This is a genomic window from Anaerostipes butyraticus (genome assembly GCF_016586355.1).
Taxonomy (GTDB): Bacteria; Bacillota; Clostridia; order Lachnospirales; family Lachnospiraceae; genus Anaerostipes; species Anaerostipes butyraticus.
Window position 1 is genome coordinate 151494 of record NZ_BLYI01000027.1, and the last position, 18337, is coordinate 169830.

Below are 18337 nucleotides of genomic sequence, written 5' to 3' on the forward strand. Positions count from 1 at the left end.
CTCCTAATTTGTCCTTTACTATTTAATATATCAAAAAGTCCTGCCTGTGAAAAGTATCTTTTTTCTCGGTTTTACAAATTACTGTATCCCATCAGCTTCTTATCAACTTCACGTGCCGCGTCTCTTCCTTCACGGATTGCCCACACGACCAGTGACTGTCCGCGGTGCATGTCGCCGGCTGTAAATACATTCTTGACGTTTGTCGCAAATCGATTCGGCTCTGTCGCCACATTTGTCCGTTCATTGACTTTCACTCCAAAAGCGTCTGTGACATAAGACTCACTTCCCAGGAATCCTGCTGCGATCAGTACCAGATCTGCCGGAACTTCTTTCTCTGATCCCGCAATCGGAACCATTGCCATTCTTCCTGTTTTTTCATCCTTTTTGCTTTCCAGAGAAACCAGAACCGCTTTGCAGACTTCGCCCTTCTTATTCATCTTAAATTCTTTTACCGTCGTTGTATAAAGACGAGGGTCATGTCCGAATACCGCAATGGCTTCCTCCTGACCATAATCTGTCTTGCAGATTCTCGGCCACTCCGGCCATGGATTGTTTTCCGCACGCTCATCCGGAAGCTTCGGCATCATTTCCAGCTGAATGACACTCTTACATCCATGACGGATGGATGTTCCGACACAGTCATTTCCTGTATCACCACCGCCGATGACAATGACATTCTTTCCTTTGGCTGAAATGTATTTTCTGTCCTTAAGTCCGGAATCTAAAAGGCTCTTTGTCGTTGCTTTTAAGAAATCTACCGCAAAATAAATTCCTTTCGCTTCTCTTCCCGGCGCCTCGATGTTGCGAGGATGAGAAGAACCACACGCCAGAATAACAGCATCATATTCCTTTTTCAGCTGTTCTGCTTTGATGTCTTTTCCTACATCCGTATTTGCGATAAAATGAATTCCTTCTTCTTCCATGATCTTTAATTTGCGCTCAACAATTTCTTTTTCCAGTTTCATGTTTGGAATTCCATACATTAAAAGCCCTCCGAAACGATCAGAACGTTCATAAACCGTAACTTCATGTCCTCTCTTGTTCAGAGAATTAGCCGCGGAAAGGCCTGCCGGACCGGAACCAACGACAGCAACTTTTTTACCGGTGCGGAATTTTGGCGGATGCGCTTTTGCAAGCCCGTTTGCATACCCATATTCAATGATACTCAGCTCATTTTGCTTGGAGCTGACCGGATTTCCATCCAGCCCGCAGGTACAGGCATTCTCACAAAGGGCCGGGCAGACCCGCCCTGTAAATTCAGGGAACGGGTTTGTCTTCTTCAGCCTTAAATATGCCTGATCCCAGTTTCCTGTATAGATCAGATCATTCCATTCCGGAACCAGGTTATTCAAAGGACATCCAGATGCCATTCCGTTTAATATCTGTCCTGACTGACAGAATGGAACTCCGCAGTCCATACATCTGGCGCCCTGTTTCTGCTGTTCTTCTTTGGAAAGAGGAACATGAAACTCATTAAAATGCTTGATTCTTTCTTTTGGAGATTCCGCTTTTGCGTCTTCTCTCTGATAATCTAAAAATCCAGTTGGTTTTCCCATAACTTCCTCCTTCTTTTACTCGCTGGCATTCATATAAAATGCTTCAATCTGTGCCTGTTCGCTGCTCAATCCCCGTTCTTCCATCTGAACGATCAGATTCTGCATCTTCTTATAATCGTTCGGCATGATCTTTTTGAATTTTGGCAGATAATCTCCCAAATTACGAAGGATTTCTTTTCCTTTTTCGGAATTTGTATATGCTACATGTTCTTTCAGCATGTCTTTTACTTCCATAACATCGTATTTAGATGTCACCGGCTCGATAGCAACCATTTCTTTATTCAGATTCATGTACAGCTTGCTGTCTTCATCCAGAACGTAAGCGATACCGCCGCTCATTCCGGCCGCAAAGTTCTTTCCTGTTGCTCCCAGCACAAGAACACGTCCTCCTGTCATATATTCGCATCCGTGGTCTCCCACACCTTCTACAACTGCTGTCGCACCTGAGTTTCTGACACAGAATCTCTCGCCTGCCACACCGTTGATAAATGCTTTACCGCTGGTTGCTCCATATAATGCCACGTTTCCGATAATGATATTGTCTTCTGCCTTGAACTTCACGCCTTTTGGCGGACAAACCACAAGTTTTCCACCGGATAAACCTTTTCCAAAGTAATCATTGCTGTCTCCTACCAGCTGAAGCGTCAGTCCTTTTGGAATGAAAGCTCCAAAACTCTGTCCTCCGGCACCATTACATTTTACAGTAAAAGTATCATCGTCCAGTGTTCTTTCACCCCAGCGTTTCGTAATCTCAGCTCCAAACATGGTTCCAAATGTACGATCGATATTCGTTACATCAACTTCAATCACTTTTTTCTGTTTTGTCTCCAGCGCTGGTTTCAGTCTCTTGATCAGCACTTTGGCATCTGCCGTCTGATTCAGTTTAAAATCAAATACATTCTTATGGCTGTATTCAATCTTTGCTGCTTTCACGTAGTCTGTGCAGAGAATTCTGGACAGATCCACATGTTTTTCTGCTGCCACATGGTTTGGCTTAAGCAGATCAGTACGTCCAACCAGTTCATCAACTGTGGCAACACCGAGTTTCGCCATATATTCTCTTAATTCTTCCGCGATGAATCTCATGAAGTTTACCACATATTCTGGTTTTCCGCGGAATCTCTTGCGCAGTTCCGGATTCTGAGTTGCAACGCCAACCGGACATGTATCCAGATTGCAGACACGCATCATCACGCATCCCAGCGTTACAAGCGGTGCTGTGGCAAATCCGAATTCCTCTGCTCCAAGCATGGCTGCGATGGCAACATCACGGCCGCTCATAAGTTTTCCGTCTGTTTCCAGAATGACTTTATTTCTAAGATCATTCATGATCAGGTTCTGATGAGTTTCTGCAAGTCCAAGCTCCCATGGAAGTCCCGCATTATAAATGGAATTTCTTGGCGCGGCTCCTGTTCCACCGTCATATCCGGAAATCAGGATAACCTGAGCCCCTGCTTTGGCAACACCGCAGGCAACAGTTCCCACACCTGCTTCAGATACCAGTTTTACAGAAATACGGGCATCAGTATTGGCGTTTTTACAGTCATAGATCAGCTGTGCCAGGTCCTCAATAGAATAAATATCATGATGAGGCGGCGGTGAGATCAGTCCTACACCTGCTGTTGAATGACGGGTCTTGGCAATCCATGGATATACTTTCTTTCCAGGAAGATGTCCGCCTTCTCCTGGTTTTGCTCCCTGCGCCATTTTAATCTGAATTTCTTTTGCACTTACCAGATATTCACTGGTCACGCCAAATCTTCCGGATGCTACCTGTTTGATCGCAGAACAGCGGTTTAATCCGTCTCTTCCTATTACAAGACGTTCCGGGCGTTCTCCTCCCTCACCACTGTTTGACTTTCCGCCTAACATATTCATAGCGATTGCCAGAGTCTCATGAGCTTCTCCGGAAATAGATCCATAAGACATCGCTCCGGTCTTGAAACGTTTTACAATGGAATCTACACTTTCTACTTTATCCAGAGGAATTCCTTTCTTTGGATAATTGAATTCCATAAGACCTCTTAAGTTGCCAGGCTCTAATTCTTTATCAATCATCTGCGTGTATTCTTTGAACATCTTATAATCCCCGGTCCTTGCAGCGGTCTGCAGTGTATGGATCGTTCTTGGATTATAGAGATGCTGTTCTTTTCCGCTTCTGTATTTATGACTTCCGTCACTTTCCAGAGTCAGGTCATTTTCCAGTCCCAGCGGATCAAATGCTGCAGCATGTCTTGCGTCTACGTCTGCTTCCAGGTCTTTCAGTGAAATACCTTCGACTCTGCTGACAGTATTTGTAAAGTATTTATTTACCACATCGGAATTGATACCAATTGCTTCAAAAATCTGAGATCCCTGATAAGACTGCAGAGTTGAAATTCCCATCTTAGACGCAATTTTCACAATTCCATGAAGAATCGCATTGGTATAATCATCCACTGCCGCATAGTAATCTTTATGAAGCATTCCTTCATCGATCAGCTTCTGGATTCCCTGAAGTGCAAGATAAGGATTTACCGCACATGCTCCATATCCGAGCAGCGTTGCAAAGTGATGTACTTCTCTTGGTTCTCCGCTTTCCAGGATCAGGGCTACAGAAGTACGTTTCTTTGTCTTGATCAGATGCTGGTGCATTGCGGATACTGCCAGAAGTGATGGAATGGCAACATGATTCTCATCAACGCCTCTGTCAGATAAGATGATAATATTCGCTCCATCACGATATGCACGGTCTGCTTCTACAAACAAACGATCCAGCGCTTTTTCCATGGATGTGTTTTTATAATAAATGATCGGAAGTTCTACAACTTTAAATCCTTCCTTCTTCATACTCTTGATTTTCATCAGATCTGTATCTGTAAGAATCGGATTTTTTACCTTCAGGACACGGCAGTTCTCAGGTTTCTCATCCAGGATATTGCCTTCTTTTCCAACATAGATGGTCGTAGAAGTGATCAGTTCTTCCCTGATCGCATCGATCGGCGGGTTCGTTACCTGGGCAAACAGCTGTTTAAAGTAATTAAATAACGGCTGATGTTGATTGGACAGTACTGCAAGCGGTGTGTCTGTTCCCATGGCCGCGATTGCCTCAGAACCATTCAGAGCCATTGGCTGAATCGTTGTTTTCAGGGCTTCATAACTATATCCAAACGCCTTCAGAAGTTTTTCTCTTTCTTCTTTTCCATAAGAAGGAACCGGCTGATTTGGAATCTTTAAGTCTTTCAGCTCTAAAAGATTGCTGTCCAGCCACTCTCCATAAGGCTCTTTCTCGGCATATTTTTCTTTTACAACATCATCTGCGATCACTTCTCCCTGAACCGTATCTACCAGAAGCATTTTACCTGGGCGAAGTCTTTCTTTTACAACAATCTTCGTTGGATCGATATCCAGAACTCCAACCTCGGAAGAGAGAATAAGCTGATCGTCATCTGTAATATAATATCTGGAAGGACGAAGTCCGTTACGGTCGAGGACTGCTCCTACCTGGTCACCATCGGTAAACAAAATGGAGGCCGGTCCATCCCATGGTTCCATCATGGTTGCATAATACTGATAAAAATCCTTCTTTTCCTGTGAAATGACTTTATTGTTTTCCCACGGTTCCGGAATCGTGATCATCACTGCGTGAGGAAGATCCATACCGCTCATAACAAGGAATTCCAGTGTGTTGTCAAGTCTTGCAGAATCTGATCCATTCGGATTTACAACAGGAATCAGCTTGTGCATCTCATTTTTCAGATATTCAGATTCCATGTTCTCTTCCCGGGCAAGCATCTTATCCGCATTTCCGCGAATGGTGTTGATCTCACCATTATGAACAATAAAGCGATACGGATGCGCCTTTTCCCAGCTTGGTGTTGTATTCGTACTGAATCTTGAATGAACCAGGGCGATCGCGGATTCATAGTCCGGATTCTGAAGATCTTTAAAGAAAGTACGGAGCTGTCCTACCAGAAACATTCCTTTATATACGATAGTACGGCTGGATAAAGAAACTACATAAGAATCCTCATTACTCTGTTCAAACACCTTCCTTGCGATATATAATTTACGGTCAAAGGCCAGACCTTTTTCCACTCCTTCAGGTTTTTTGACAAATCCCTGAAGAATCCGCGGCATACATTCCAGTGCTTTCTTTCCAAGGACACCCGGATCTGTTGGCACTTCTCTCCATCCAAGGAATGTCATTCCTTCTTTTTCCACAATGATCTCGAACATCTTTTTTGCCTGCTGAAGCCTCAGTTCATCATTCGGGAAAAAGAACATACCGATTCCGTATTCTCTCTCATTTCCGATCTGAATTCCGGCTTCTTTACATGCAGCAGCAAAAAATTTATGTGAAATCTGGAGCATGATTCCTACACCGTCTCCGGTTTCTCCTGCAGCGTCTTTTCCTGCCCTGTGCTCTAATGTCTCTACAATCTTTAAGGCATTATCTACTGTCTGATGATTTTTTATTCCTTTGATGTTGACGCAGGCACCAATTCCGCAGTTATCATGCTCAAAACTAGGATCATATAATCCCGGCGTCTGATTCATCTGATTCGTCATTTTCATTCTCCCTTCGTCAAGTTTTATTTTTCACTTATCATACACAACTTTTTTCAGGTTGTAAAGGAAAAAATTCTTAAGTTGTCAGATTATTAGATATTTTGAGGATTTGTAGATATATTATCAGATTTTTTATCGAGTTTTTCCTTATTTTCTTCATTTTCGCAATTTGGACTGAAAAAGCGCTCCGCTATTATTGTACTGTTTTTCTTTTTATATTATACTGGAATTGGAAATATTTTCGAAAGATGAGGAATGAATTATGAATGAGTTAAAAAAAGAAAATCCTCTGGGCTCCGAAAACATCGGCACTCTGCTGGTGCGCTTTGCGGTCCCGAGTATTGTAGCTATGCTGGTCAGTGCCCTCTATAATATGGTAGACCAGTTTTTTATCGGAAGAAGCATCGGCATGCTGGGAAATGCCGCCACCAATGTAGCTTTTCCCCTTGTCATGATCTGCACTGCGATTGCCCTGATGTGCGGCGTTGGCGGCGCGGCTAATTTTAATCTTTCCATGGGGCGCGGTCAGAAGAAACGGGCTGCTTCCTTCGCCGGCAACACTATCGTACTGCTCCTCTCCCTTGGCATCCTTCTCTGTGTCGTAACCAGGATCTTTTTAGAGCCTTTGATGCTCCTGTTTGGCGCAACTCCAAAAGTACTGGATTATTCCATTGTTTATACCGGCATTACTTCTTTGGGATTCCCGTTCCTGATTCTCACAACAGGCGGAACCAATCTTGTCCGTGCAGATGGAAGCCCTAAGTTTTCCATGGTCTGCACCCTGACCGGAGCCATCATAAACACAATTTTGGATCCATTGTTTATTTTTGTTTTCGATATGGGAATTGCAGGAGCCGCATGGGCCACTGTAATCGGTCAGGTTGTATCCGGCATTATGGTCATCGGATATCTGACCCGTTATAAAACAGTAAAAATAGGAAAGAAAGAATTAAAACCGAATTTTGGCTATTTCAGAAAAATCGCCTCCCTGGGCATGGCTCCATGCTTCAATCAGCTTGCCATGATGACCGTTCAAATTGTGATGAATAATGTATTGACACGATATGGTGCCGCTTCTTCCTATGGAAGTGATATCCCTCTGGCATGCGCCGGTATCATCACAAAAGTCAATATGATTTTCTTTTCAGTCAATATCGGTATTTCCCAGGGGCTGCAGCCGATCATCAGCTTTAATTACGGCGCCGACAAACTTCGACGTGTAAAAGAAGCATACCTGAAAGCCATTGCTTCCGCTACACTGATCAGCACCGCTGCCTTTTTATGCTTTCAGTTTTTCCCACGGCAGATTATCGGGATTTTCGGTTCTGAAAGTGAAGCATACTACCAATTTGCCGAGAGATTTTTCAGGATTTTCCTGTTCTGCACTTTTATAAATGGTATTCAGCCGATTACATCGAATTTCTTCACGGCCATCGGAAAAGCCAGCCGGGGTATCTTCATCTCTCTGACCCGCCAGATTATTTTCCTTCTGCCGCTGATGGTCATTCTTCCTATGTTTTTCGGAATTGACGGCGTTATGTATTCTGCACCGATCGCCGATTCTGTTGCGGCAGCATTTGCCATAGGATTTGCAGTATGGGAACTTAGAAAATATCCGTCTCTGAAAGAATAAACAATTTATGACCGCACCTTTGAAATTCCCCTTTTTTCTTCATTTTTCGCTTTCTTTTGTCTATACAAAATGGTATAATCTCCTTTGTGCGTTAAAAAAGCGTTAAAAAAATTTTTAAGAAAGGAATGAATTTCAATGGACAACAAGTCAGAATTCAAACCGTATATTCCGGCGGACAAAATCGTTCCGGAATTTACCGTCACTTCTCTCTTGATTGGTATCCTTCTTGCTATCGTATTTGGCGCTGCCAATGCGTATCTTGGACTTCTCGTTGGAATGACGATTTCCGCTTCTATCCCTGCGGCCGTTATTTCCATGGGAATCATTCGTGTCATCCTCCGAAGAGATTCCATTCTCGAGAACAACCTGGTACAGACAATCGGCTCTGCCGGTGAATCTGTTGCCGCAGGAGCAATCTTTACTCTTCCTGCATTATTTTTATGGGCAGAAGAGGGCAAGATTGCATTTCCAAGCATTCTGACCATCTTTCTGGTCGCTTTGTTTGGCGGTATCCTGGGTGTATGTTTTATGGTTCCGCTTCGTCAGGCACTGATCGTAGAAGAACATGGCACTCTGCCGTTCCCAGAGGGAACAGCCTGTGCTGAAGTTCTTTTGGCAGGTGAGGAAGGCGGTTCTAAAGCCGGAACCGTCTTTGCAGGTCTTGGCATCGCCGCTGTATATAAATTTGCGGCAGATGGTCTTCATCTGTTTTCCAGCGAGATCGGATATGCCTTTAAAAGCTATGCCGGTTCTCAGATTGGAATCCAGGTACTTCCATCTCTCGCAGGTGTTGGTTATATCTGCGGGCCTAAAATCTCCAGTTATATGCTGGCCGGAGGCACTCTGAGCTGGTTCGTCTTAATGCCTTTGATTGCCTTATTTGGCGGAGACGCTGTTGTCTTCCCTGGCACAGACCCAATCTCCTCCATGGCTCCTGGCGATATCTGGGACAATTATATCAAATACATTGGAGCCGGAGCAGTGGCAGCGGGTGGTATGATCAGTCTGATCAAAACCTTCCCTCTGATCATCCGTACCTTTAAACAGGCTATGAAAAGCATGTCCAGCAAGCATGCGGATAAGAATGCTCCCCGCACCCAGCAGGATCTTCCAATGCCTCTGCTGATCGGAATCATTCTTATTATCGCAGTTGCCATCTGGCTGATTCCTACCTTCCCGGTTAATCCAATCGGTGCATTGATCGTTGTTATCTTCGGATTCTTCTTTGCATCTGTTTCTTCCCGTATGGTAGGACTGATCGGATCCTCTAACAATCCAGTATCCGGTATGGCAATCGCGACACTGATCATTGCCACTCTGATATTGAAAGCTACCGGAACTATCGGAACTACCGGTATGGTAGGCGCCATCGCTATTGGCGGTATTATCTGTATCGTTGCAGCGATTGCCGGTGATACTTCCCAGGATTTAAAGACTGGTTTCATCGTTGGCGCAACACCGAAAAAACAGCAGATTGGTGAGATGATCGGTGTCGTTGTTTCTGCAGCTGCCATTGGTTTTGTCCTTTATCTGCTCAATGAAGCATGGGGATATGGAACAGAACAGATTCCTGCAGCTCAGGCAACCATGATGAAAATGCTGGTAGAAGGTATTATGAACGCTCAGCTTCCATGGGCTTTAATCTTTACCGGAGTGTTTATTGCAGTCGTTATCGAAATTCTGAAAGTGCCGGTTATGCCGTTTGCAGTAGGAATGTATCTGCCATTCAGCTTAAGTGCCGGAATTATGGCCGGCGGTATCGTACGTTTTATCGTAGAGCGTGTCAAAGGTACAGAAAAAGAGAAAAAAGAGCGGAGCGACCGTGGAGTACTCTTTACATCCGGACTGATCGCAGGAGAAGGTATCATGGGAATCGTGCTGGCTGTCATTGCCGTTGCTAAAATGGATGCAGCGATCACTCTTCCATTCTCTCTGCCTCAGATCGGAAGCCTGATCATCTTTATCGTACTGTTATTTGGATTGTACCGATTGTGTATGAAAAAGGAAAAATAGAAAATGAAAACAAAAAACCAACGGAATTATCTGGATTTTGTACCGGTTAAAAACCCGGATATTGAATATCAGACCGATGAAAGCGGAATCGTAACTCTTTTTGTGGAGTGGACCGGTTTTTATCATCGCATCGCTCAGAAATTTTTCCATCGGCCGAGAGTCAGCGACATCAGGCTGGATGCCTATGGAAGTTTTGTCTGGCTCTCCATCGACAATTCCAGTGATGTACACCAGTTGTCAAAAACACTGTATGCTGAATATCCGGATATGGAGAAATCACTTTCCAGACTGATCAAATTTCTGGAAATTCTTCACGATAACCATATGATTTACTGGAAAGGAGAATCATGCAGCTGATCCTTCACTATATTCCTTATGTTCTTCTGTTTGCAGCCGCTACAGCCCTGATCTATGGATGGGGGCTCTGGCGGACCATGCGTCAGAAACAGGATCTGTCCAATATGCTCAGTTCCAAAGGAATTACAAAAGTTCGAAAAACTCTGCGAAAAAACGGCCCTATGACCCGCGCAGAACTGGAACCCGTGGTAAAAAATCTGACCGCGAAACAGCCGTTTCAGAGCAGACGGCTTGCGGTTACCAACCCAGGAGAATTTTTAAATTCCATTCTTCCATATATGTTGAAGCAGAAAATGATCACGGAAGAAAGAAAAAACGGAAAGATTCTCTATCGATACAGGAAATAATAGAAAGCCGGATGAATCCGCGGCATCAGCTGCGAACCCATCCGGCTTTTTGCTGTCATTCTCTCAAGAACTGATTTCAGATACTTCGATCCGTCTGATCTTATTTTTCTGCCAGTCTTCGTAATACATCTTTTAATAATTTGTAAAATCTTTCAAAAGAATCCAGCGGAAGATTCTCTTCCGGCGTATGGACATGATACAGCTGCGGACCAACAGCAATGGCGTCCAGTCCCGGAATCGCATCACAGAACAATCCGCACTCCAGCCCTGCATGAAGAGCTTCTGTCTGCAGCTCTCTTCCGAATAATTCTCTGTAGCTTTCTTTAAATACTTCACGAATCGGAGATTCTTCCAGGAAATTCCATCCCGGATATTCCCCACTGTATTCTGTAGTGAAACCAAAGGTATCTGCCAGAAGCCCGATCCTTGCCTTCAGCTCATCCTGAAGAGATGCCACAGAAGAACGAGGCGAAAATACAAGAACCAGCTGATCCTCATCAGCACATACTACCCCAAGATTCACAGAATTCACCACAAACCGGTCCATCTTAATATTACGGCTCTGCACTCCATTTGGAGCAAGATAAATCGCCGTTACATAGGCTTTGGCATCTTCTGCCGGTACAGCTTTTACCTTCTGTCCTGCTTCTGCCGTTACCTCACATACAAAACCTTCTTCATACGGAGTAATCTCATCCGCAAGAACTCCTGCAAGATTTTCAGCTATTTCTTCTGCTTTTCCGGCTTCTTTTGGATCAGCATAAATCAAAGATGCCTCACATTCTCTTGGAATGGCATTGTCTTTAGTTCCTCCGGCAAATGAGACAAGTTTTCCATCCGTATTTTTCATCAGCTGGTATATAACTCTTGCCATCAGACGGTTGGCATTTTTTCGTTCCAGATCAATGTCTGTACCGGAATGACCGCCCTTAAGTCCGGACATCACAATTTTTACCAGGGTTCCTTCTGCTTCTTCCCGGACATTTTTTCTGCTGCATTCAATGCGGAGCCCCCCTGCACAGCTGATCGTCGCGATTCCCTCTTCTTCTGAATCCATGTTGATCATCGTACGGGCTGAAATCAAAGACTTATCGAGCGCTTTCGCTCCATTCAGCCCTACTTCTTCCTCTGTCGTAAACACGCATTCCACCGGGGGATGCTTAATATCTTCATCATCCAGCACCATTAACATTAACGCAACCGCAACGCCGTTATCTGCCCCAAGGGTTGTTCCATTTGCAGTCAGTACTCCGTCTTTTACAATCAGTTCCAGACCATCTTTTGTAAAATCGTGGTCAACTCCGGCAACTTTTTCGCATACCATATCGATATGCCCCTGAAGCATTACGGCAGGGAGATCTTCCGCTCCCTCGCTGCCTTTCTTTTTGATGATAACATTGGAGGCTTCATCCTGGTGTACCCACAATCCCCTTTCTTTTGCAAAGGATACAAGGTAATCACTGATTCCTTTTTCATTTCCTGATCCTCTTGGGATTGCGCTGATTTCCTCAAAAAAATGAAATAATTTTTCCGGCTGATATCCTGTAATCTTATATTCCATTATAAACTCTTCCCTTCTGTTTATATTTAGCATGGATTTTCATGCTATTTCTGCCGTTTTCTATTGTATCAGATTTATAGAAACAATTCATCCTTTCCGATCATTTATTTATCGTTTCCCGGCACAAGAAAGAAGCCTGCTTTGCAGGAGTTCCCTGGGAACAAAAAACAGGAAGAGGGGTCATCTCTTCGATTTCTCCTCTTCCTGCATGCCTCCGTTCATCTCCGGAAGCTTTTTCTCTATTTACTTTCCTAGAACGTTACATCTTTTCCATAGTAGATGCACTCTAACACTTTTTCCATATCTTCCACAGAGGTCTCTCTTGGATTAGATCCAGTGCATGCATCTCCTACCGCACGTTCTGCGATCATATGTTTCTTCTCAAGGAATTCATCTTCTTTGACTCCAAAGTCTTTCAGATTGGAAACGATACCAAGACTTGCTCTCAGCTTTCTTACCGCCTCGATCAAAGATAAGGTCAGCGCTTTATCTGTTACACCCGGAAGTCCCAGTTTTCTTGCGATCATTGCGAAACGGTCTTCGCAGACTTTTGCATTGTACTGAATGACATACGGCAGATAAATTGCATTGGCGCATCCGTGCGGGATATGTCCTGTGTCAAATACGGCTCCTGTCTTATGTGCCAGAGAATGTACGATTCCAAGCAGAGCGTTAGAAAATGCCATTCCTGCCAGGCACTGTGCCATATGCATATTATCCCTTGCTTCCATATCGCCTTCATAAGATGCTTTCAGATTATCAAAGATCATCTCGATTGCCTGCAGTGCCAGCGGATCTGAGAATGGAGAATGAAGTCCGGCCACATATGCCTCAATCGCATGAGTCAGGGCATCCATTCCCGTATGAGCCGTCAGCGTCGGCGGCATGGTCTCTGCCAGTTTTGGATCTACAATCGCGATATCCGGTGTAATCTCATAGTCTGCCAGCGGATATTTGATTCCGGTCTCATAATCTGTAATAACAGAAAATGCAGTTACCTCTGTTGCAGTTCCTGATGTAGATGGAATTGCGATAAACGCTGCTTTCTTTCTTAACTCAGGAATGGTAAACGGATCTTTGATATCATCAAATGTCGTTTCCGGATGCTCATAAAATACCCACATTGCTTTTGCGGCATCAATCGGGGAACCTCCACCCATGGCAACGATCAGGTCCGGTTCAAATTCTTTCATGACTTCGGCACCTTTCATTACCGTTTCTACGGAAGGATCCGGTTCAATTCCTTCGATCAGCTTCGTCTCAATGCCTGCTTCCTTCAGGTATCCCACAACCTGATCCACAAATCCGAATCTCTTCATGGAACCTCCGCCCAGACAAAGGACAGCTTTCTTTCCCTTCAGTGTCTTCAACGTCTCCAGAGAACCTTTTCCAAAATACAAGTCTCTAGGTAATGTAAATCTTCCCATAATAATTTCTCCTTTATGCTGTGGAACTTACAGTTCAGTCTGAATTCTTCCCTGATCATTCCGTTGACGCCTACACTTCTATTATATATTTTTACTAATATTTATCAAGACATTCTATGGTACTTTATGAAATTTTAACAAATCTTTACTTCTTTTCTGCAAGATAGGCATCCAGCCCTTTCTTTCTCAGCTTACATGCCGGGCATTCACCGCATCCATCTCCCATTATGCCGTTATAACAGGTCAGCGTTTCGTTTCTGACGATATCAAAAACACCCAGCCGGTCTGCCATAGCCCATGTTTCTTTTTTATCAATCCACATCAGCGGAGTGATCACCTCAAATTCATAATCCATCGCCAGCGTCAATGTCGTCTCCAAAGAAGAAATAAACACATGACGGCAGTCCGGATACCCGCTGAAATCACTCTGAGACACTCCGGTTACCAGCACATGGATATTCCTTTGTTTTGCAAAAACCGCCGCAAAAGTCAGAAACAGCATATTTCTGCCATCCACAAAAGAATTCGGCGTTCCTTCTTCCGGAGCCTCATGATCCACCTCAATATCAGCCCGGGTCAGAGAATTCGGCGCAAGCTGATTCAGCAATGCCATATCCAGAATATGATGTTCGATTCCATGTTTCTTACATATTTTTTTTGCACACTCCAGTTCCTTTACATGTTTCTGCCCATAATCAAAAGAAAGCGCGATTACTTCCTCATATTTCTGCTTTGCCCAGAAAAGGCAAGTTGTACTGTCCTGTCCGCCGCTGAACACAACGACTGCTTTTGTTGGTTTGCTCATTTGTGTCTCCTCCTATTTCCCTGCCTGAGTCATAAAATGCCAGCGCAGCATATTGTCTGTCTCAAAGGCTCCTCTTAATGTAGTCGTCACTGTTTTCGCATTATGTTTTTTAATCCCTCTGGCGCTCATGCAGCTGTGACATCCTTCGATATATACCGCCACATCTTCGCACTCTGCAACCTCCATAATGATATCCGCAATGTCACTTCCAATCCGTTCCTGCAGCTGCAGCCGCTTTCCTACCATATCACAGATTCTGGCAATCTTGCTGAGTCCCAGGACCTTTTCCTTTGGGATATAAGCCACCGCGGCTTTCATGTCATACATCAGAGCCATATGATGTTCACAATAACTGAACATATCAATGTCTTTCACGATTACCATATCTTTATGATCTTTCACTGTCAGATCATCTTCAAATGTCTTGGAAAACATCTGCGCGATTTCATGATTGGAATAATTCATTCCTTCAAAAACCTCTTCATACATTTTCGCCACCCGTTCCGGTGTCTCCTTAAGTCCTTCTCTCTCCGGGTCATCTCCCAGGGCGATTAAGATTCCTCTGATATGTTCTTTTACTGCTTCTTTATCGATTGCCATAATTTCCTCCTACACTCCGGTTTTATCCGGATCCCAGACTACCTTATGAATCTGGATCTGAAATCTTACTTTATTTAAATGTTCCTCTTTCATATATTCCACAATTCTTGCAGGCTCAATCATTCCAAACACCGGACTGAAATACACAATAGCTTTCTCACAAAGAGAAAAACGATCGATGATTTCCTTGGCCCGAATCAGATCTTCTTCACTTCCAATTACAAATTTCACCACATCCCATGGCTTCAGTTCTTCCATATTTTCCAGGCACATTGTCTCTTCCATATTACTGGAAGGCAGTTTGTAATCCATCGTCATCGTAAGCCTGGCATCTCGCTCCCGAAACATTCGAATTGGCACACTGCCGTTTGTCTCAATCTCCAATTCTGTCTTAGGAAGCATCAAAATACTCCCGATCAATTCTCCGATGTTTTTATCCAGCAGCGGTTCCCCGCCCGTCAGTGTCACAAGCGATACCCCGGAATTCTTGATTTTATCTATAATCTGATCTGTTCTCATTAGTTCATAAGGTGCTTTCCGCTCATTGGCCCATTTCGTATCACAATAAGAACAATTGAGATTGCAGCCCTTCAGCCGGATGAACATTGCCAGTCTTCCGGCTTTTTTCCCTTCACCGTTGATACTTACAAATGTTTCCACTACCTGATATGATTCCATCTCATTCTCCGTATCCCGCCATGTTATTTGGCGTTTCATATACTTTTACCAGCGAAACCTGATATCCAAGCGCCTTGATTCTTTCATAAAAATAACGAGCAAAATTTTCTGCCGTAGGCCGGAACTCCACCTGAATGATTCGAAATTCTTCTTCTTCCAGCGCTTCCATTGTTTTCTCTTTTAAAGTTCCTCTTTCTATGATCAGACAATGATCAAATTCATCGGCAAGATCTTTGACATCTTTTTTCAGTTCTCCAAAATCTACGATCATTCCCCGGATCTGTCCTTCCTGCGCAAGCTCTTCACTGCTTACAGTAACTTCCAGTTTCCAGCGGTGTCCATGAAGATTCCTGCATTTTCCTTCATAGCCCGACAGAAAATGCGCGGAATCAAAAGAGGCATGAGTTGTCAACTGATACATCTTTCTTCCTTCCTTATTCTTATCTTTTCACAATACATCATCATTCTCTCAGATCCTTTTTCTTTTGTTCTGTATACTTTCAGAGCAAAAGAAAAAGGATACAGATTCTCGTACCTGTACCCTTGACATCCATAAGCGTCAAAGCAGAAACTATTCCTGCTCTCAGGTCCTAGTTTTGTTTATAGACAGGATGGTACGAATGAACTGTCTGATCCATTGAATCCAACCCAGTATAACACGATTTCCCTGAAATAGCAAACAGAGATTGCCTTTTAGGCAATCTCTGTCTGCTGTCTTTTATTTCTTCAGCGGTTTCTTTGTAACGGACATGATCAGCATGCCGACAACCGCTCCTGCCGCAATCGATACCAGATACATCAACGGATTGGTAATAACGCCTATAACGAAGATTCCGCCGTGCGGAGCCGGAAGCCCGCATTGAAATGCCATGGAAAGAGCTCCTGCCACTGCAGATCCAATAATACACGGAGGAAGTATATGAAGAAGATCTCCGGCTGCAAAAGGTATTGCACCTTCCGTTATAAATGATAATCCCATAACATAATTGACTACACCGGATTTTCTTTCACTCTCTGTAAAACGATTCTTAAAAAACGTAGTACACAAAGCAATTGCCAGCGGCGGCACCATTCCTCCTGCCATTACAGCCGCCATGATCGCATACTGTTCCGGTCCTGCATTTGCCACTGTAAGCTGAGCTGTACCAAACACATACGCTGCCTTATTGAATGGTCCTCCCATATCAACAGACATCATTCCGCCAAGAATTGCGCCCAGCAGGATGGAACTGGTTCCGCTCATGGATGAAAGGAAGTTATTCAATGCTGTATTAATAGCTCCAACGATCGGATTGACCGCGATCATAATCACACCCATCAGAAGAATTCCGCATACCGGATACAGCAGAATCGGCTTCAGTCCTTCCAGAGCATTTGGAAGTTTATCAAATATTTTTCTTAAAAGAACGATAATATAGCCGCCAAGGAAACCAGCAAGCAAAGCGCCGATAAATCCAGATGAGATCGCAGTTGAAGAATCGTATGTCATTACATTGGAGAATGTATAACCGGCGTTTGCAATCGCTCCGCCGACAAAACCAACTGCCAGACCAGGACGGTCCGCAATACTCATGGAAATGAATCCAGCCAGAACCGGCAGCATAAATCCAAAGGCCTGATCTCCAATTGTCTTCAGCACCGCCGCTAATGGCGTATTCTTACCAAAGTTTGCCGGATTAATGGCCTGATCATCAAAGAGGAAAGCCAGTGCAATCAGGATTCCGCCCCCAATAACAAATGGAAGCATATGAGAGACACCATTCATCAAATGTTTATAGATCTGCCGTCCTACACTTTCACCTTCTGCGCCTTCTTCTTCCTGAACACCGCCGCCGGCATGATGATAAATCGGCGCTTTATGATCCAGAATTGTCTGAATCAGTTCTTCTGGTTTGTTAATACCGTCTGCAACCTTTGTCTGCAGTACCTGTTTGCCATCAAATCTCGCCATTTCTACATTTTTATCTGCCGCTACAATGATTCCATCGCATTTTTCAATCTCTTCTTTGGTCAGAATATTTTTTGCTCCGCCAGAACCATTGGTTTCTGCCTTCAAAGTACATCCCATTTCCTTTGCCTTGTTCTCTAAGGCTTCTGCCGCCATAAAGGTATGCGCAATTCCAGTCGGGCAGGCAGTTACCGCCAAAACCTGATATCCATCTGTTTTTTCAGGAGTCTCCTGCTTCACTTCTTTTGTTTTATCTGGAAATTTTTCCGTTTCCTTTTCATCAATCAGACGGAGATATTCTTCTTTTGTTTTTGCATGGAGCAGATTTTCCTTGAATTCCGGATCCATCAAAATGGTTGACAGTCTTGCAAGCGCCTCCAGATGAAGATCGCTTCCTTCCGCTGGTGCCGCAATCATAAAAAACACATCGGACGGCTTTCCATCCATAGCGTCATAGTCAACACCTTCCGGAACCGTCATAGACGCCAGCCCCGGTTTTGAAACCGCCTTATTCTTTGCATGAGGAATTGCAATTCCTCCTCCGATTCCTGTTGTTCCCGTAGCTTCTCTGGCAAGAATTCCTTTTTTATATTCTTCCCGGTCTGTAATGTTTCCGCCCTTCACCATCAGGTCAATCAGATGATCGATCGCCTCTTCCTTGCTGCCAACCTTCACTCCAAGATCAATGGTTTCATCCTGCAGTAATTCTGTGATTCGCATACTCGTTCTCCTCCTTTTCTTCTATCGAAACAGTCAAAATCCGTCAAACCCACTTACAATTTTGGCTGTTTTTGATTTCTTTTGATTAGATTATAGCACGATTTCAGTCAAAGTCAATCATTTTTAGTCAATTTACTTCAA

The 18337-nt window shown here is 44.0% G+C and carries 13 protein-coding genes; 4 read left to right on the forward strand and 9 right to left on the reverse strand.

Annotation, left to right across the window (positions count from 1 at the left end; translation table 11 throughout):
• Positions 1 to 71: 71 nt before the first annotated feature.
• Both JMF81_RS06120 and gltB read right to left on the reverse strand, forming a co-directional pair.
• Positions 72 to 1556, reverse strand: coding sequence for a glutamate synthase subunit beta (locus tag JMF81_RS06120; RefSeq protein ID WP_201310568.1), 1485 nt, complete (start codon positions 1554 to 1556; stop codon positions 72 to 74).
• A gap of 15 nt (positions 1557 to 1571) precedes the next feature.
• Positions 1572 to 6107 carry a glutamate synthase large subunit gene (gene gltB, locus JMF81_RS06125; protein WP_201310569.1) on the reverse strand — a complete coding sequence of 1512 codons (4536 nt, stop codon included), beginning with the start codon at positions 6105 to 6107 and terminating at the stop codon, positions 1572 to 1574.
• A 262-nt stretch (positions 6108 to 6369) separates the two neighbouring features.
• Between gltB and JMF81_RS06130 the strand changes: the two genes are divergently transcribed.
• From JMF81_RS06130 to JMF81_RS06145, 4 genes are all read left to right on the forward strand, one after another.
• Entirely contained in the window at positions 6370 to 7740 is a 1371-nt protein-coding gene (locus JMF81_RS06130; protein WP_201310570.1) for an MATE family efflux transporter, read from the forward strand.
• 135 nt (positions 7741 to 7875) lie between these two features.
• Positions 7876 to 9753, forward strand: a complete 1878-nt coding sequence (locus JMF81_RS06135) for an OPT family oligopeptide transporter (RefSeq protein WP_201310571.1) — start codon at positions 7876 to 7878, stop codon at positions 9751 to 9753.
• A 3-nt stretch (positions 9754 to 9756) separates the two neighbouring features.
• On the forward strand, positions 9757 to 10110 hold the full coding sequence (locus JMF81_RS06140) for a PqqD family protein (protein WP_201310572.1): 354 nt from the start codon (positions 9757 to 9759) through the stop codon (positions 10108 to 10110).
• Positions 10101 to 10457, forward strand: a complete 357-nt coding sequence (locus JMF81_RS06145) for a hypothetical protein (protein ID WP_201310573.1) — start codon at positions 10101 to 10103, stop codon at positions 10455 to 10457. Before JMF81_RS06140 ends, JMF81_RS06145 begins: the two co-directional genes overlap by 10 nt.
• 100 nt (positions 10458 to 10557) lie before the next feature.
• Here JMF81_RS06145 and JMF81_RS06150 read toward each other — a convergent pair whose 3' ends face one another.
• The 7 genes from JMF81_RS06150 to JMF81_RS06180 form a co-directional block, all read right to left on the reverse strand.
• Positions 10558 to 12018 (reverse strand): aminoacyl-histidine dipeptidase, encoded by a 1461-nt coding sequence (locus tag JMF81_RS06150; RefSeq protein WP_201310574.1) that lies wholly within the window; start codon positions 12016 to 12018, stop codon positions 10558 to 10560.
• Positions 12019 to 12269: 251 nt separating this feature from the next.
• On the reverse strand, positions 12270 to 13445 hold the full coding sequence (locus JMF81_RS06155; RefSeq protein WP_201310575.1) for an iron-containing alcohol dehydrogenase: 1176 nt from the start codon (positions 13443 to 13445) through the stop codon (positions 12270 to 12272).
• A 145-nt stretch (positions 13446 to 13590) separates the two neighbouring features.
• Positions 13591 to 14250: a 7-cyano-7-deazaguanine synthase QueC gene (queC, locus tag JMF81_RS06160; protein ID WP_201310576.1), complete on the reverse strand. Its 660-nt coding sequence runs from the start codon at positions 14248 to 14250 to the stop codon at positions 13591 to 13593.
• A 12-nt stretch (positions 14251 to 14262) separates the two neighbouring features.
• Positions 14263 to 14850, reverse strand: coding sequence for a GTP cyclohydrolase I FolE (folE, locus tag JMF81_RS06165; protein ID WP_201310577.1), 588 nt, complete (start codon positions 14848 to 14850; stop codon positions 14263 to 14265).
• A 9-nt stretch (positions 14851 to 14859) separates the two neighbouring features.
• On the reverse strand, positions 14860 to 15528 hold the full coding sequence (gene queE / locus JMF81_RS06170; RefSeq protein ID WP_201310578.1) for a putative 7-carboxy-7-deazaguanine synthase QueE: 669 nt from the start codon (positions 15526 to 15528) through the stop codon (positions 14860 to 14862).
• Between the two features lies 1 nt (position 15529).
• Positions 15530 to 15949: a 6-carboxytetrahydropterin synthase QueD gene (gene queD / locus JMF81_RS06175; protein ID WP_201310579.1), complete on the reverse strand. Its 420-nt coding sequence runs from the start codon at positions 15947 to 15949 to the stop codon at positions 15530 to 15532.
• Between the two features lie 297 nt (positions 15950 to 16246).
• Positions 16247 to 18196, reverse strand: a complete 1950-nt coding sequence (locus tag JMF81_RS06180; protein WP_201310580.1) for a PTS fructose transporter subunit IIABC — start codon at positions 18194 to 18196, stop codon at positions 16247 to 16249.
• Positions 18197 to 18337: the final 141 nt, after the last annotated feature.

Bases quoted from the DNA above. Each gene is read 5' to 3' on its own strand.
- JMF81_RS06120 (WP_201310568.1), bottom strand. From the start codon at position 1,556: ATGGGAAAACCAACTGGATTTTTAGATTATCAGAGAGAAGACGCAAAA.
- gltB (WP_201310569.1), bottom strand. From the start codon at position 6,107: ATGACGAATCAGATGAATCAGACGCCGGGATTATATGATCCTAGTTTT.
- JMF81_RS06130 (WP_201310570.1), top strand. From the start codon at position 6,370: ATGAATGAGTTAAAAAAAGAAAATCCTCTGGGCTCCGAAAACATCGGC.
- JMF81_RS06135 (WP_201310571.1), top strand. From the start codon at position 7,876: ATGGACAACAAGTCAGAATTCAAACCGTATATTCCGGCGGACAAAATC.
- JMF81_RS06140 (WP_201310572.1), top strand. From the start codon at position 9,757: ATGAAAACAAAAAACCAACGGAATTATCTGGATTTTGTACCGGTTAAA.
- JMF81_RS06145 (WP_201310573.1), top strand. From the start codon at position 10,101: ATGCAGCTGATCCTTCACTATATTCCTTATGTTCTTCTGTTTGCAGCC.
- JMF81_RS06150 (WP_201310574.1), bottom strand. From the start codon at position 12,018: ATGGAATATAAGATTACAGGATATCAGCCGGAAAAATTATTTCATTTT.
- JMF81_RS06155 (WP_201310575.1), bottom strand. From the start codon at position 13,445: ATGGGAAGATTTACATTACCTAGAGACTTGTATTTTGGAAAAGGTTCT.
- queC (WP_201310576.1), bottom strand. From the start codon at position 14,250: ATGAGCAAACCAACAAAAGCAGTCGTTGTGTTCAGCGGCGGACAGGAC.
- folE (WP_201310577.1), bottom strand. From the start codon at position 14,850: ATGGCAATCGATAAAGAAGCAGTAAAAGAACATATCAGAGGAATCTTA.
- queE (WP_201310578.1), bottom strand. From the start codon at position 15,528: ATGGAATCATATCAGGTAGTGGAAACATTTGTAAGTATCAACGGTGAA.
- queD (WP_201310579.1), bottom strand. From the start codon at position 15,949: ATGTATCAGTTGACAACTCATGCCTCTTTTGATTCCGCGCATTTTCTG.
- JMF81_RS06180 (WP_201310580.1), bottom strand. From the start codon at position 18,196: ATGCGAATCACAGAATTACTGCAGGATGAAACCATTGATCTTGGAGTG.